The sequence below is a fragment of the Serratia sp. Je.1.23.a genome, from assembly GCF_051129805.1.
Lineage (GTDB): Bacteria > Pseudomonadota > Gammaproteobacteria > Enterobacterales > Enterobacteriaceae > Serratia > Serratia liquefaciens.
The window spans coordinates 1,595,032-1,609,532 of record NZ_JBCPSR010000001.1 but is presented as its reverse complement, the minus strand read 5'-3'; the positions used below and the strand labels follow the sequence as shown (position 1 = coordinate 1,609,532).

The window sequence follows — 14,501 nt, the reverse complement described above, 5'->3', positions numbered from 1 at the left end:
TTCAGGGCAAAGACAATCTGTTCTTCGGTGAATCGTGACTTTTTCATCGGCACAACCTCCACTCAGGGGAGTGTTTATCATGCCGGAATTCTGTTTCTGAATGGAGCAGGATTTTGGGGTAGGGTCATTTTACTGAAGTGTTGTAAAAATCATTGTATAAACCAACAATCTTTGGATTAAAAACCCCTTTAATGATGAAATACAGCAAAAAATATAGCGTGAACAGCATCGCAACAATGTAATCACCAGAAATGACAATAAAAGCCACGCTAAGAACTAACTGCAACAGTGGTGGGATAAAATTATGAGAGATATTTCTTAACAGAACGGTGAGTTCATCTATAGCCTGATTCAACCGCTGAGTGATGTCGCCGGTGTTTTCATGGATTTTTATAGCATCAGCATTATAAAACAAGCTTTTGAAATAGTCATTTGTCATGCTGATGACCAAGTTACTTCTTAAAGAGGTGATGAGAATAAAATTCAAAGCTGATGCGAGTTTCCTTAAGCTCATTACGACAATGTAACTGAGCGCCAATGCATATATTATGAACTTAAAATCAACGGATTCACTTTCAATTCCACTGATTAACTTTGCCATGATAACCGGCTGTACTGATATTAAAACCGTAGACAGAAGCGAAATGGTTATAATGACAAAAAAATTTCCCTTAGCTGATAAATTGGATGTACCTTTAAAGCGTCTGATTATAAACAAAAATTTATTCACCCAGCATCCTTTTCACATACCACAAAGCATAGCGGGAATCCCCACTATGCTTTTGGTAGCACCCTCCACATTCATCATAAATGTTTCATAATTTATCCCTGAGCGTATGCCGTTCTGCAAAATCAACGTACTGCTATTTATAATATCCCATGATCCGCTCTCAATATCTTCATGACGGGGGTAGTTCAGCGGCATTAGCTTAATCACATTCCCTTGTAACAAATAGTTATTCATCACACATTCCCTAAGTTTAGCGCGGTATTTATAGTTGTTTTTTTTAATCTATTAAAATGACATTAAGGTTTCAAAATAATTAACATTTCTTAACAATGAGCCATCTTTCCCCTTCTGGAAGGTCCTCCGTCGACACTCAACTGTCATCAATTATTGATACCAGATAAATCCTCAGCAGAGGGCAATGAAATGCTACCGTTCGTCGTGGTAGAACTGGATGGCGACAGCCTTTCGGTTACCGGTTTCGGGCCAGAAATCAGTCATACCCTGGAGCGATGGCCACACAGCCCTCAGAATGCCAACTCACCACCGCCCGCGTAGGCAGTCTTACCGGCAATCTTCATCACTTCGGCCCCCAGTGTGACAAAAGGCGCTTGTCGACAGGCATAAATCAGCCCGCCGGCCTTGGCACGCACCGCTTTTACCGTATCGGTGATCGGGTCGATAATTTCGGCCACCGCCTCGTCGGCTTCCACCCATTCCCCCGGCTGGCGCAACAACAGCAGAATACCGCTGGCGGATGCGGTAACGATCTCCCCGGCGGCGAACGGCATCATCGCCACTTCGCGTTGCGGTATCGCCGGAGAGGGTCCGGCAACGGCGCCTCGGTGCTGTAAATAACTGTACAAGCGTTCTGCGTCACCGCTGGCCAATTCATGGCTGATATCTCGCTGTCCGCGTAACTCCAGCGTAACCGCCATGCAGCCAGGTTTGAGCTGGCTTAGGTCAGGATGCTGCTGCGCCAGCCGAAGCCAGGGCAAACCGCAGGCTTCATCAAATGAACCGCCACCGCTGTCTTGCGAAAGCAGTACCGCCTCTATGTTCATAAAGCGCGCCAGAATTTCGGCCTGCCGTTCCCAGGCCGGATCGGCGTACATATGCAAGATGGCTCGATCGTCACAGTGCAGATCCAGCACCACATCGGCATCACAGGCCAGTAGCAGCAATTGCCGCCGTAGCGCCGTGACTTCACTGCCCTCGGTCATGGCTTGCAAAACGGTACGCATAGCGGCCCGGACTTGCGGCTGAATAGGTTCCGAGGCGGTAAAATCGTGGTTTTGCAGCAGACGCGCCAGATCGGGAAAATCGCGGTTGAAGTTGCGACCGCTAACCAGGTCGAAGCGCCCTACGCCGCCGTTGAGCAGCACCTGCGCCAGCCCTGGAGGATTGGCCAGCGGCACCAGAATTATTTCGCTTTGCAGCTCATCACGCCGTTCCGCCTGGCTAAGTAATCTTTTAAGATAATGCAGCACCAGCATGCCGGGCAGTTCGTCGGCATGCAGACCGGCCTGCAGGTAAATTTTTTCGCCTTTGCCCGGCTGGCCGAAATGAAAACTGGTGAATTGGCGCTGCCCCCCCAGGGCATGTTCAGGTAACTTATGATGTTTACTTTTCATTGGACGCCCTATCTGTGGAAAAGAAAGCCCGGCTTGATCGCATCGACAAAAAAATCCTTGAAATACTGTGCCGGGATGGCCGCATTTCCTATCAAAAGCTGTCCGAGCAGGTCAATCTGACCGCTCGCCCCTGTCTGGAACGGGTGCGTGGGCTGGAGCGCGACGGCATCATCCGCGGCTACAGTGCCATCATTGAACTGCCGGAGCCGGAGCATGCGTTCGTGATCCAGGCTCAGATCGCGCTGGCCGACCACGGTCATTCCCAACCGGCGTTTGAGCAGGAGATGCGTAATACCCCGGAGGTGCTGGATTGCTGGCTGGTCAGCGGCAACTTCGATTTTCTGGTGCGCATTGGCTGTCGCAGCATGGAAAACTACCGGTTGCTGGCCGACAGCTGGCTGACCAGCAAGAAATTCCGGGTGGATAAAATCGTCACCCTGACCGAACTGCAATCCATCAAACGTTCCTGAACGGTCTCAATCACGACGTATAAAGCCCAACCAGCGTCGCTCTGCCCGCGAAAACAGGAATATCAGCAGGAAGGTGCACAGCAGGTAGAGCGCCGCCGCCATCAAAAACGGGATAAATGGCGAATAGGTGGCGGCATAAAGTGCCCGTGCCACGCCGGTGATATCCAATAGCGTTACCGTGCTGGCCAGCGAAGTGGCATGCAGCAAAAACACCATCTCGTTGTTGAGTGCTGGAATGCCGCGTCGTAGCGTGGCCGGCAGCACCAGCCGGCGAATGATCTGCCGCTGGCTCATGCCATAGGCTTCACCGGCAATCCACTCCTGGCGCGGGAAGGTCTCCATCATGCCGGCCAGCAGCTGCGCGACGTAGGCACTGGTATTGAGTACCAGCGCCAGCGTGGCGCAGAAGGTCGCGTCGCGAAACAGCAGCCAGAAAGGTTGGTCGTTCTGCCAACCCAACTGCACCACGTCAAACTGCGACAGGCCGTAATAAATCAGCATCAATTGCAGGTACAGCGGCGTACTGCGGAAAAAGTAGGTCACGCTGCGGATCAGATAAGATAGCGGACGCGGGCCGTAAACCTGACCGATCGCCATCAGCATCGCCAGCACTAAACCGGGGACGACCGACAGCAAGAAGAGTTTGGCAGTCATCGCTAGCCCGGTGACGTCGGACCCGTCACTCCACAGAAAACTCGGTGCGGCTTCCAGCATATTTTGCAGGTTCATCAGCGGGCTCCTGCATTTGAGGAAGCCAAGGCGTATCGCCGCGACAACCGGCTAAAGCCCCAACTGGAAATCGCCGTGATCGCCATATAAATCAGCGCCACCAGGAAATAAAACAGGAAAGGCTTTTGCGTTGCACGCCCGGCCTGCTCGGCCAGCCAGACCATATCCTCCAGCCCGAGGATCGACACCAGCGCCGAGGCCTTCATCAGCCCAAGCCAGTTGTTGTTGATGCCGGGGATGGCAAAGCTCAGCATTTGGGGTAACAAAACACGGCGAAATACCTGGCCTGGGCTCATCCCATAGGCCATCGCGGCCTCAAGTTGGCCACGCTCCACGGTAAGAAACGCGCCACGGAAGGTTTCGGTATAGTAAGCGCCAAACACGAAGCCAATCGCCAACACCCCAGAGATAAAGGTGTTGAACCGCAGCGGCCCCAGCCCCAGCAGCCCCAAGGCTCCGTTAACCAGCATCTCACCGCCAAAGAACAACAGCAGCATAATCACCAGTTCGGGGATACCGCGCACCAGCGTGGTGTAGCCGGTTGAAACCCAGCGCAGCCAGCGCGGACCAAAGAGTTTGATCAGCGCATTGACCAGTCCAAGCGCCAGCGCCACCGCCAGTGACACCAGCATGACGCACAGCGACAGCGCCGCCCCCTGCGCCAGCAACGGTAAATACTCTGTGACCATACCCGGCCTCCCATACTTGACAGATTGCCGGGCCAGCCGGCATTAGCGCGCCGGTTTAGTTACCGTAAATATCGAAGCTGAAATATTTTTTCTGGATGGCTTCGTAAGTACCATCGGCACGAATGGCCTTGATCGCACCGTTTAGCGCATCGCGCAGCGCCGGGTTGTCTTTGCCTACCGCGATGCCGACGTCGGAGGAAATGCTGCTGTCTTCAATCACCGGGCCGGCAAAGGCAAATTTCTGTCCGCGCGGGGTATCGATAAAGCTGCTGGCGGCCTGAGTATTGTCCTGCAACGACGCATTAATGCGGCCGGACATCAGATCCAGATAGACATTATCCTGGTTGGCGTAAGAAACAATTTTCACCCCTTTTCCGCCCCAATGTTGTTTCGCGTAGGCTTCATGTATCGAGCCGGTCTGCACGCCGACGGTTTTGCCTTTCAGGCTGGCAACGTCAGGCAGTAAAGCGCTGCCTTTACGCGCCACCAACTGGGCGGAACTGCGGTAATAGCGATCGGTGAAATCCACTTCCTTTTTGCGCTCATCGGTGATGGTCAGCGAAGCGATAATGGCATCGAACTTATGGGCATTGAGCGCGGCAATCATGCTTTCGAAGGGGTGTTTGACGAACACGCATTTGGCATGCAGCTGCGTACACAGCGCATTGGCGATATCGATATCAAAACCGGTGATCTCACCGTTGGGCGCGAGCACGTCAAACGGCGGATAGCCACCGTCAACGCCAAAACTGATGGTGTCGAAGGCCTGAGCCGCCGCAGGACCGCCCAACGCCAGGCTGGTCAGTAAAACCGCTAATGTTTTTTTCATCGCTGAGATCCCCGGTAAAAGAAAAGATTAGAAACGAAGTGACAGGCAGGTCAGGCCGCCGTCCATTTTTTTAAATTCACTGGTGTCGAGCTGAACGATGGGCATGCCCAGCTTTTCGATTTGCGCAAGCGTGTACGGATAACCCTGCGGCGTAATCAGCGTATCGTTGATCCACAGCGTATTGCCGGCATAGGACTCCGCTTCGGGAATGACGATCGAACTGAAACCGCTAAAGGCAGGATGGTGCTGATAGTCTTCGGTCAGCAACAAGGTATTGCGGCCAACGTAATTAACAATGGACTTCAGGTGTAGACCGGCGCTGACTTCAATCGCCGTCACCCGATAGCCATAGGGCTCCACCGCCGCAGCGAACTCGCCAATACCAGCCTCATCGGTACGGGCCGTCAGGCCAACGAAAAACTGGCGATCGACCAGCAGCACATCCCCCCCGTCCAGATGACCGCGCTCGCTCATACGCACCACTGGCCGTTCGCCTTCAAACAAGGGCGCAATGGTGGCCACCTCGCCCTGACGGCTGGGTGCGCCGGGATGGCTGATCACCGCCAGCTCAGGCATCACCACCGCCGTGTCTTCAACAAAGTGTGCATCCGGGAATGCGGGTGCTGCCGGTAACACGGTCACTTTTAGCCCCAGACGGAGCAAGGTGTCCACATAGGCCAAAAACTGACGGCCGGTGGCCGCGATATCGGGCGCGCCCAATTGGGCGGTAGTTTGTCCGCTGCCGCAGCTGTCGGCAGGGAGTCTGGCAATGGCTTGAGTAAAGTGCATGGCGATTCTCTCGATTGAAAGGGACGGTCACTGTTGCTTCGATTATCAAACAGATACCGCCGCCAATCAGGTTGAATCCGCGCGCCGACACTCTAGATTTGCGCTGTATATCGCTCCGCTAACGACAAATTCCGCTGTACGCGTTTTTAGGTCGTTGGCGCATTTGCGCCGGTGATGCGCGGCATCACCTCTTTCATCAGCTCAAGGAATTTACGCAGCCGGGCGGGATAATAGCTGGCGTACGGATAAAGCAGATAAATCGGCAAGGGCGCGGCACACCAGGTTGGCATTAAAGGAATCAGAGCGCCCTGCTCCAGATCCTGTTTGACCACCCAGGAGGACAACATCGCCACCCCTACGCCGTTCAACGCGGCTTTACGCACCGCATAAAGACTGTCGGTGCTTAATCTTGGAGCAATGTCAAAACGATAGGCTTCACCGTTATCCCTGTGAGTCAGGGTGACTTCGTTACGGTAAAAGCTATTCAACGCCAGCCAGGGCAACTGCGCTAAATCACCGATCTGCTTCAGAGGATCATGACCTGCTAATAAGCTCGGTGCTGCCACCACAATGCGCGGCACTTCCGCCAGTAATACCGCCACCACCGAAGGATCGGTTACGGCCCCCACGTGGATCGCGCAGTCCACGCCTTCGGGGATAAAATCCGGTGAGTGGTCGTTAAGCGTCCATTCCACGCTGGTCTGGCGATAGCGTTGCAAATAGTCACCCAGCGGCCCGATTAGCTGATCCTGGCCGAAGGCATGCGGCGCACGTACCCGTAATACGCCGACCGGCTCATCGCGCACGCCGCGCAGCTCATCCTCCATGATTTGCCACTGCTCTATCAGCTTGCGCGCATGCTGATAACAGCGCTCTCCGTCATCCGTCAGCTTCATACTGTGGGTGGTGCGCTGGATTAATTTAACGCCCAGCAGTTGTTCCAGCACCTGCAGGCGCCGGCTAACGGTGGGTTGTGAGGTCTGCATTTGCGCCGCAGCGGCAGAAAGACTGCCGCTGTCTACGATGCGCACCAGCGTTTGCATCATGGCTATGCGATCGCCATTGGGAAATGAGTTTTTATTCATACGTATTACGTATAACAGTTCTACCCGTTCGGGGGCTACAGTTTGCGGCAAATACTGGCAAAAATAAGCGCACTTTACCTCTACGGGATAATCACCATGACCCTGATTTCACCAGCCAATCATACCGGCACCACACCGGCCCATGCGCTTTCCGCCAAAGTTGTCTTTCTGCTGGCGACCGGCGCCGGTCTTAGCGTGGCGTCCATTTACTATAGCCAGCCGATGCTGGGGATTATGGCGGATGCGTTCCATGCCGGAGTAAGTGACGCCGGCTGGGTACCTACGCTGACCCAGGCAGGCTACGCACTTGGGATCCTGCTGTTGGCCCCGCTGGGCGATCGTCACGATCGTCGCCAGATCATCCGTATAAAAGGCATGTTGCTGGCTGTTACCCTGCTGTTCTGTGGTTTTTCATCTTCATTCCCGCTGTTGCTGCTCAGCAGCCTGGCGATCGGCCTGGCCGCTACGGTGGCGCAGGACATTATCCCGGCGGCTGCAACGCTGGCAACCGACGCCAATCGGGGTAAAACGGTGGGAACCGTGATGACCGGACTACTGGCGGGGATTTTGCTTTCACGGGTGTTCAGCGGCGTGGTGGCGGAATATTTCGGCTGGCGCAGCGTTTACCTGCTGGCGGCCGTGGCGGTGTTGGCGATCAGTTTTGCCATCGGGGCCGTATTGCCCCGTTTAAAACCCAATACTTCCCTCAGCTACCCGGCGTTGTTGCGTTCATTGGGCCAATTGTGGGCCGATTACCCGGAGCTGCGGCGTGCAGCGCTGGCGCAAGGCTTGCTGTCGATCGCGTTCAGCGCTTTCTGGTCTACGCTGGCAGTGATGTTGGCGGAACGGTATCAGTTGGGTAGCGCCGTCGCCGGGGCTTTTGGTTTGGCCGGTGCGGCAGGCGCATTGGCTGCCCCCTTGGCAGGCATGCTGGCCGATCGTCACGGGCCGGACTATGTCACTAAGATTGGCGCTGCCATGGTGGTGGTTTCTTTTGCCCTGATGTTCCTGCTGCCGTTGCTGTCGCTCCCCGCGCAATTGGCGTTGATTGCCCTGAGCGCGGTAGGTTTTGATCTCGGCATTCAGGCCACGCTAGTCGCCCATCAAACCATTATTTACGCTATCAATCCGGCCGCCCGCAGTCGCCTCAACGCCATCATGTTTACGCTGGTGTTTATCGGCATGGCAGGCGGGGCCGCTCTCGGTAGCAAGATCCTGGAAGCTGCCGGCTGGCCTGGCGTAGTGACGTTGGCCACGCTGACGGCTGCTGGCGGTCTGGCAATGAGGTTGTTCGGAAAAACCGCCCCGCGCGTGACGGCCTGAAAAGTACATCAACGATAGCCGCAGTCACTGCGGCTATGATGCCATCGCCTCACGGCCACCAAGGGCACTATATCTACTTCTGATTAACCGCCTGGAATTCTGCCAAATTCTGCTGTGTGATGGTTTTGTAAGGTATCCAGTTATAAGGCTCGACCTTTTGTTTTTCCAACAGGGCCTTGGTTACCTGCACCGCCCTGATGGCCTGCCCTTTGGCATCCTGGAAAATGGTCAACGTCATGCCGCCGTTTTTAATGAACTGCTGACCGTCCGGCGTGCCGTCGATGCCCGCCACCAGAATGGTTTTGTTTTTGGCCTGATTCAGCGCCATGATGGCACCAATCGCCATTTCATCGTTGTTAGCGGCAATCGCGTCAATCGGCCGGCCGTTCAGCAGCCAACCGGATACCACGTCCACCGCCTCGTTGCGCTGCCATTTGGCGGTCTGCTTCTCCAGCACCTTCATGTCTTTATATTTGGCGATCACCGCTTCCACGGCGCGGGTGCGCTCGCGTGCTTCTTCATTGGACAACGCCCCCATCAGGATCGCCACGTTCCCACGGTAGTTCATCTTTTTCGCCAAGGCTTCCATCTGCATTTCACCACCCACCGCAGAGTCAGAGCCTACGTAGGCCATGTCCTTGCCCAGTTTCACCTCCGGTTTGCGGTTGACGAAAATCAACGGAATATTGGCGCGTTCGGCGGCGTCCATCATCGGTTTCACCCCCTGAGTGTCAACCGGGTTGAGGATAATGGCGTCCACCCCGAGGTTGATAAAATCGTCCACCTGCTGCACCTGCAACGCCACGTCTCCTTTGGCATCGACAAACTGACCGTCCATACTCAACTGCTTAAGTTCGCTCACCATCTGTGAACGCAAAATAGAGACAAAGTTAAGATCGAAATTGGCCAGCGCCACGCCGACCTTGTAGGTTTTCGCCTGGGCGCTGAAGCTCATGACGATGCTCAGCAGTATCAGTAGCAAGCTTTTGGTTTTCATGATGACATCCTGTAGGTTGAGGTTTATTTATTATTAAAATCAACGCATCATTTTGAATGCCGGGCAGCGGCCCTGCCCGGACGTGTTCAGGCTATCGGGTAAAATGGTCGCGGAACTGTAACAGCGCCTCGGTGCTGTCACCGGATGCCCACCCTTCCATCGCCACCACGCCCTGATAACCGATGTCTTCTAACGTGCGTGCGATGGCGCGGTAATTGATTTCACCGGTACCAGGCTGTTGCCGCCCCGGCACGTCCGCCACCTGGATTTCCCCTATTGCCGGGCCACAGCGACGGATCAGTTCGATAAGATCCCCTTCGCCAATCTGCGCATGGTAAAGATCGAGATTCATCTTCAGGCCCGGACGGTTTACCGCCTCCACCAGAGCCAGGGTGTCGCAGGCTTTGGCGAAGGGTGTGCCTGGGTGGTCGCGTGGCAAATTGAGGTTTTCCAGCGTGAAGACTTTCCCGGCCCGCTCCGCCATGTGCGCCAGCCGGTTTAGCGTATCGGCCGCCTTGAGCCACATCGCACCGGTTACCACCGCCACCGGTTTCACCGGTAATCCCTGAGGATCCAACCCGGTACCGTGAAGATTCAGGCTCGGGCAATTCAAGCGTTGGGCGACGGCCAATGACTGCTCCGCGCTGTGCAACAGTTGGGCAATGTCTTCGTCGTCGGTCAGGTTGCCGGTCAGATAGCCGGTCATTGATGTAAAGCGCGCCCCGCTGGCGGCCAAAGCATCAAGGTCCTTATTGGCCCAGTTCCACATTTCAACGCCAAAACCCAGCGCATCGATACGCGCCACGCGTTCGATAAACGGCAGATCGAGAAATACCATTTCTGCGCATACAGAGAGCTGATAACTGGCCATTATTGCCCCCCTAATTTGACCGGTTTGCCCTGCTGCACCGACTCGATACAGGCCAAGGCTATCGCCAGCGCATTGCGCGCATCTTGTCCGGTAGCACGCGGGCTGCAACCCTGCCGGATGCTCTGGGCGAATTCGGTCAACTCCGCCACGTAAGCGTCACGCAGCAGATCGGTGTCCTGCCGCGAGGTTTCTATGGCGATGCCTCCGGCGTGATAACGCACGCAGTTGTTCAGGTTGATATTGCCCGCCTGCAACATGCCTTTGCTGCCAAACACCTCGCCGCGTACGTCGTAACCGTACACCGCCTGGAAATTGGCTTCGGCAGTGGCGATTGCCCCGTTGTCAAAGCGAATGGTGACCACGGCGGTGTCCAGCAGCCCTTTGTCTTTGAAGTCCGGCCGCACCAGGGCGTCCGCCAACGCATACACCTCTACCGGCCTGGCGCCAGGGTTGAAATGCAGCAAGGTGTCGAAATCATGAATCAAGGTTTCAAGAAAGATGGTCCACGCCGGGATGGGCGCCGGATCCCGTAGCAAGGGATCGCGCGTCACCGAACGGGATAACTGCGTAGTGCCATTCTCCCCCGCCTTTACGGCGGCGATAGCGGCGGCAAATCCGCTGACAAAACGGCGATTAAATCCGACCTGCAGAACGACGACCGCCCGTTTTGCGGCGGCAATGGCGCTGTCTGCCTCATCCAGCGTGATGGCCATCGGCTTTTCGCAGAACACATGCTTACCGGCCTGTGCCGCTGCAATCACCCACTCCGCATGGGTGCGGGCCGGAGATGCTATTACCACCGCATCAATAGCCGGGTTGTCCAGCATCGCCTGCAAATCGCTGTAGGCTTCAACGCCCAAACGTTCCGCCAGCCGTTGCGCCGCCCCCGGCAGAGGATCGGCCACCGCCGCCAGCACCGCACCCGGCACGCGCCGTGCCAACGACTCCGCATGGAAAGTGCCCATTCTGCCAGCACCGATCAGACCAACACGCAGGGGTTGGGATGAATGACTCATAGTGATTCCTTATGTGAGGTAACGCCCTATTGGGCAACGGAGTTCACCCTGGGTATTGCAAAGGGGATGCCAGCTCAAAACACGCGGAATTTGTGAGACGTTGCACAGATAGGCATAACAAAGTGACAACTAAATTGACATGTCAATTTCACATGTCAATAAAATGAACATTACATTCCAAACAGCGGAGCGCACCATGCAGACAGCCGCCGGCCTGATGCCGATCAAAGACGAGAGCGATCCGATCTTCAGCCTGCCTGAAGGGGCGGAATCCGGTGAATGGGACAGCCTGTTTTGGCAAGGGTGGCAGGCGTTTAATGAAGGCGGCCAGCCCGGTTGGATACGCAAGTCGATCCTGCAATCCTGGCGACGCTCGCGTGAATACGGCATCGATCCCGATGAGTTTGTTTATCACGCGCCACCGCCTGACCAACTGCTGGCGATTCTGGCGCACAATGCCGAGCTGATTGCCGTGGCGCGCAGCATCATGGAAAATTTGCTGGCCTATAATCCCGACGGTCACATCAACCTGACCGATGCCCATGGCGTCACCCTTCACTACTGCGGCGCGGACATGACGCCGATCGGCAGCATCTTGCGTGAAGAGGTTCAGGGCACCAACTGCACCGCACGCTGCCTGCTTGAACAGCGGCTGGTGTATGTGCTCAGCGGTGAAAACTGGAAGATGGGCCTGCGGCAACGGCATCGCCAATGCGCCGCCGCGCCGGTGCGCAATGCCGAAGGCGTCATGATTGGCGTGCTGACGCTCACCGCCACGCCGGACAATTTCAATGCCCACACTCTGGGTACCGTGCAGGCGGCCGCCGAGGCCATCGGTCAACAGCTCAAGCTGCACCGGCTGTTGGCCGAGCAGCAGTCCATTTTGGAAACCCTGAATGAAGGCGTGATGGTCTGCGATGGCCATGGCCGGCTGAAAACGGTCAACCGCTATGCTCGCCAAATTTTTGGCGGGCTGGAACCCGGTGATACGCCGATCGATGAGCTGTTGCGTCCTCAATCCGGATCGTTGTTAACCATGCCGTTTTGCAACGATCGTGAAATGGTGTTTATGCCCGCCGGCAAGCCAGCCCTCTCCTGCGTGATTTCGCTGATGCCTGCGCCGGATAATGGCCGGGTGCTCTCCCTGCGCGAAAATCAGCGCATCCGTGCCATCACCCGACGAGTCATGGGCGTGAGCGCCAGCTACACCTTCGAGATGATTTTCGGTCATTCCAGCCGCATGCGGGAGGCGATCATGCAGGCGCGCACCTGCAGTCGCAGTGACAGTACGGTCTTGCTGACGGGGGAAAGCGGCACCGGCAAGGAGCTGTTCGCTCAGGCAATCCACAACGGCGGTGAGCGCTGCAACGAACCCTTTGTCGCGGTCAACTGCGGCGCCCTGCCGCGCGATCTGGTGCAAAGCGAGCTGTTTGGCTACGTCGATGGCGCCTTTACCGGATCGCGTCGCGGCGGTTCGGCAGGCAAATTCGAACTGGCGGACGGCGGCACGCTGTTGCTCGACGAAATCGGTGAAATGCCGTTGGATGCACAAACCAGCCTGCTGCGCGTATTGCAGGAAGGCGAAGTGTTGCGGATTGGCGCGGCGCATCCGGTCAAAGTGAATGTGCGAATTATTGCGGCTACCCATTGCGATTTGCTGCAGGCCGTGGAGAACGGCGCGTTTCGTCGTGACCTTTATTACCGCCTGAACGTCCTTTCCCTCCCCGTTCCGCCCCTGCGTGAACGTCGGGAAGATATCGCCGGACTGGTCAACGGCTTTATTCACAAGCTGAGTACGCGGATGAAGAAGATCCCGCCGCAGGTCTCACCGCAGGCCATGGTTTGCCTTAACGCCTGGCACTGGCCCGGCAACGTGCGCGAATTGGAAAACCTGGTGGAGCGGATGGTGAACCTGTGCGAAGGGTTGCTGATCGACGTGGATGATTTGCCCAGGGAGATCGCCCAGGCTTTTCCTGAACAGGAAGCCGTCCCCTCAAGCCGTCTGGAGGACAATGAACGCGCCCATATCATTCAAATCATTGAATCCAGTAACGGTAATCTGCGACAGGCGGCTCGTCTGCTCGGGCTTTCGCGCACCACCTTGTACAATAAAATCAACAGGTGGCAGATTGATTTGGCCTTGCTGCGTCCCTGAGGAAGTTGGCTTGACAGCACGACGGCGGCGTTCGATGATGCAGGCTCTCTCTCGCCGCTATGGTTCTGCCCATGAAAACATCCCCTGCCGTCACCATTCACTATTGTTCGCAATGCAACTGGCTGCTGCGTGCGGCGTGGATGGCGCAAGAGTTGCTCCACACCTTCAGCACCGATTTAGCCGCCGTCACCCTGGTACCCGGTACCGGCGGCATTTATGAAATCACCGTCGACGGCGTGGTACTTTGGGATCGTAAAATCGAGGGCGGCTTTCCGGATGCGGCGGCATTGAAACAGCGCTTACGCGATCGTTGTTTCCCCGAGCGCTCATTAGGGCACGTAGACAATAAAGGCACGAAAGCTTAAGGGGTTACGGCTTGAGCCGCCTGACGCAGTTGGCCAATGGCCGCCGGCATGGCCAGGCCAAAACTCAGCAGCGCATTATCATCAATCACCAACAGACGCCGTTGTTGACCCGCCGGGGTAAAAGCCAATCCCGGCAGCGCCCAGATATTCGCCTCACCGCCCATCCGTCGCAAACTGCCTTTGCCTATCACCAGCAGCTGGGGCGCAGCGGCCACCAGACCCTCCTGGGTTAACGATTGATAACGTGCTACGCCGCCCATGGCATTTTGCAGCCCGGCGCTGCGAATGGCGCCATCGGCGGCGGTGCCGCTGCCGGCCCCCATGGCCGTGATCCCGGTGTGCGCCATGATAAACAGCACCCTGACCGGCAGGGGGTTCGTCGGCACCGCGGCGAGCTGGCGATCCAACGCTGCCTGCAGGGCTTTCCCCTCTTTTTCACGGCCCAGGATAGCGGCGATCGCGGTTATTTTTTCGTCGATCGCATTCAGTTCGGGTATGCCTGTCACGGTGACGACTTTTACCCCGGCCTGCTCGACCTGCTGCAACGCCAACGAGGGTTGTGACAGCATGCTGGCAATCACCAGCGTGGGTTTCATCGCCAGCATCCCTTCGGCATTGAGCTGTCGCATATAACCGACATTGGGCAGCGCCGTGGCCTGCGGCGGTTGCAGGCTGGTGCTGTCACGTGCGACCAACGCTTTCTGGGCGCCAAGCGCATAAACAATCTCCGTGACGTCTCCGCCAATCGAGATCACGCGTTCGGTGGCGAAGAGCGAAAACGGCAGTACCAGCAAGCCGATAATCCACAGTTTCATGGGGTGT

Annotated in this window: 16 protein-coding genes; 4 read left to right on the top strand and 12 right to left on the bottom strand. The window is 56.3% G+C overall.

Annotated features, from left to right (window positions below):
- Window positions 1-124: 124 nt before the first annotated feature.
- The 3 genes from AAZT04_RS07760 to AAZT04_RS07750 all read right to left on the bottom strand — a co-directional run bounded on the left by AAZT04_RS07760 (window position 125) and on the right by AAZT04_RS07750 (window position 2,361).
- A complete protein-coding gene (locus AAZT04_RS07760) occupies window positions 125-730 on the bottom strand; it encodes a hypothetical protein (protein WP_434679505.1) in 606 nt (201 codons plus the stop codon).
- 12 nt (window positions 731-742) lie between these two features.
- Window positions 743-964: a hypothetical protein gene (locus AAZT04_RS07755; RefSeq protein WP_420283658.1), complete on the bottom strand. Its 222-nt coding sequence runs from the start codon at window positions 962-964 to the stop codon at window positions 743-745.
- Window positions 965-1,254: 290 nt separating this feature from the next.
- Window positions 1,255-2,361 (bottom strand): succinylglutamate desuccinylase/aspartoacylase family protein, encoded by a 1,107-nt coding sequence (locus AAZT04_RS07750; protein WP_434679503.1) that lies wholly within the window; start codon window positions 2,359-2,361, stop codon window positions 1,255-1,257.
- Between the two features lie 14 nt (window positions 2,362-2,375).
- Here AAZT04_RS07750 and AAZT04_RS07745 point away from each other — a divergent pair, with 14 nt between their 5' ends.
- On the top strand, window positions 2,376-2,831 hold the full coding sequence (locus AAZT04_RS07745; RefSeq protein WP_020826863.1) for an Lrp/AsnC family transcriptional regulator: 456 nt from the start codon (window positions 2,376-2,378) through the stop codon (window positions 2,829-2,831).
- Window positions 2,832-2,837: 6 nt separating this feature from the next.
- Here the strand turns inward: AAZT04_RS07745 and AAZT04_RS07740 are convergent, their stop codons facing one another.
- From AAZT04_RS07740 to AAZT04_RS07720, 5 genes are all read right to left on the bottom strand, one after another.
- Window positions 2,838-3,560 (bottom strand): ABC transporter permease, encoded by a 723-nt coding sequence (locus AAZT04_RS07740; protein ID WP_046373569.1) that lies wholly within the window; start codon window positions 3,558-3,560, stop codon window positions 2,838-2,840.
- Window positions 3,560-4,249: an ABC transporter permease gene (locus tag AAZT04_RS07735; protein WP_020826861.1), complete on the bottom strand. Its 690-nt coding sequence runs from the start codon at window positions 4,247-4,249 to the stop codon at window positions 3,560-3,562. The genes AAZT04_RS07740 and AAZT04_RS07735 overlap by 1 nt, the downstream gene beginning before the upstream one ends.
- Window positions 4,250-4,304: 55 nt before the next feature.
- Entirely contained in the window at window positions 4,305-5,078 is a 774-nt protein-coding gene (locus AAZT04_RS07730; protein ID WP_434679499.1) for an ABC transporter substrate-binding protein, read from the bottom strand.
- 27 nt (window positions 5,079-5,105) lie between these two features.
- Window positions 5,106-5,867 (bottom strand): dimethylarginine dimethylaminohydrolase family protein, encoded by a 762-nt coding sequence (locus AAZT04_RS07725; protein ID WP_020826859.1) that lies wholly within the window; start codon window positions 5,865-5,867, stop codon window positions 5,106-5,108.
- A gap of 146 nt (window positions 5,868-6,013) precedes the next feature.
- A complete protein-coding gene (locus AAZT04_RS07720) occupies window positions 6,014-6,952 on the bottom strand; it encodes a LysR family transcriptional regulator (RefSeq protein ID WP_258089694.1) in 939 nt (312 codons plus the stop codon).
- 96 nt (window positions 6,953-7,048) lie between these two features.
- Between AAZT04_RS07720 and AAZT04_RS07715 the strand changes: the two genes are divergently transcribed.
- Window positions 7,049-8,275 carry an MFS transporter gene (locus tag AAZT04_RS07715; RefSeq protein WP_427690504.1) on the top strand — a complete coding sequence of 409 codons (1,227 nt, stop codon included), beginning with the start codon at window positions 7,049-7,051 and terminating at the stop codon, window positions 8,273-8,275.
- Window positions 8,276-8,348: 73 nt separating this feature from the next.
- On the opposite strand, the gene AAZT04_RS07710 is transcribed toward AAZT04_RS07715, so the two are convergent.
- From AAZT04_RS07710 to AAZT04_RS07700, 3 genes are all read right to left on the bottom strand, one after another.
- Window positions 8,349-9,272 (bottom strand): substrate-binding domain-containing protein, encoded by a 924-nt coding sequence (locus tag AAZT04_RS07710; RefSeq protein ID WP_434679497.1) that lies wholly within the window; start codon window positions 9,270-9,272, stop codon window positions 8,349-8,351.
- A 91-nt stretch (window positions 9,273-9,363) separates the two neighbouring features.
- Window positions 9,364-10,143, bottom strand: a complete 780-nt coding sequence (locus AAZT04_RS07705; RefSeq protein WP_176984059.1) for a TIM barrel protein — start codon at window positions 10,141-10,143, stop codon at window positions 9,364-9,366.
- A complete protein-coding gene (locus AAZT04_RS07700; RefSeq protein ID WP_427690501.1) occupies window positions 10,143-11,159 on the bottom strand; it encodes a Gfo/Idh/MocA family oxidoreductase in 1,017 nt (338 codons plus the stop codon). Before AAZT04_RS07700 ends, AAZT04_RS07705 begins: the two co-directional genes overlap by 1 nt.
- A 196-nt stretch (window positions 11,160-11,355) precedes the next feature.
- Between AAZT04_RS07700 and AAZT04_RS07695 the strand changes: the two genes are divergently transcribed.
- A complete protein-coding gene (locus AAZT04_RS07695; protein ID WP_427690499.1) occupies window positions 11,356-13,314 on the top strand; it encodes a sigma-54-dependent Fis family transcriptional regulator in 1,959 nt (652 codons plus the stop codon).
- 71 nt (window positions 13,315-13,385) lie between these two features.
- Window positions 13,386-13,679 carry a SelT/SelW/SelH family protein gene (locus AAZT04_RS07690; protein ID WP_048758976.1) on the top strand — a complete coding sequence of 98 codons (294 nt, stop codon included), beginning with the start codon at window positions 13,386-13,388 and terminating at the stop codon, window positions 13,677-13,679.
- On the opposite strand, the gene AAZT04_RS07685 is transcribed toward AAZT04_RS07690, so the two are convergent.
- A complete protein-coding gene (locus tag AAZT04_RS07685; protein WP_434679493.1) occupies window positions 13,676-14,494 on the bottom strand; it encodes a heme/hemin ABC transporter substrate-binding protein in 819 nt (272 codons plus the stop codon). The two genes, AAZT04_RS07690 and AAZT04_RS07685, sit on opposite strands and share 4 nt — an antisense overlap.
- Window positions 14,495-14,501: the final 7 nt, after the last annotated feature.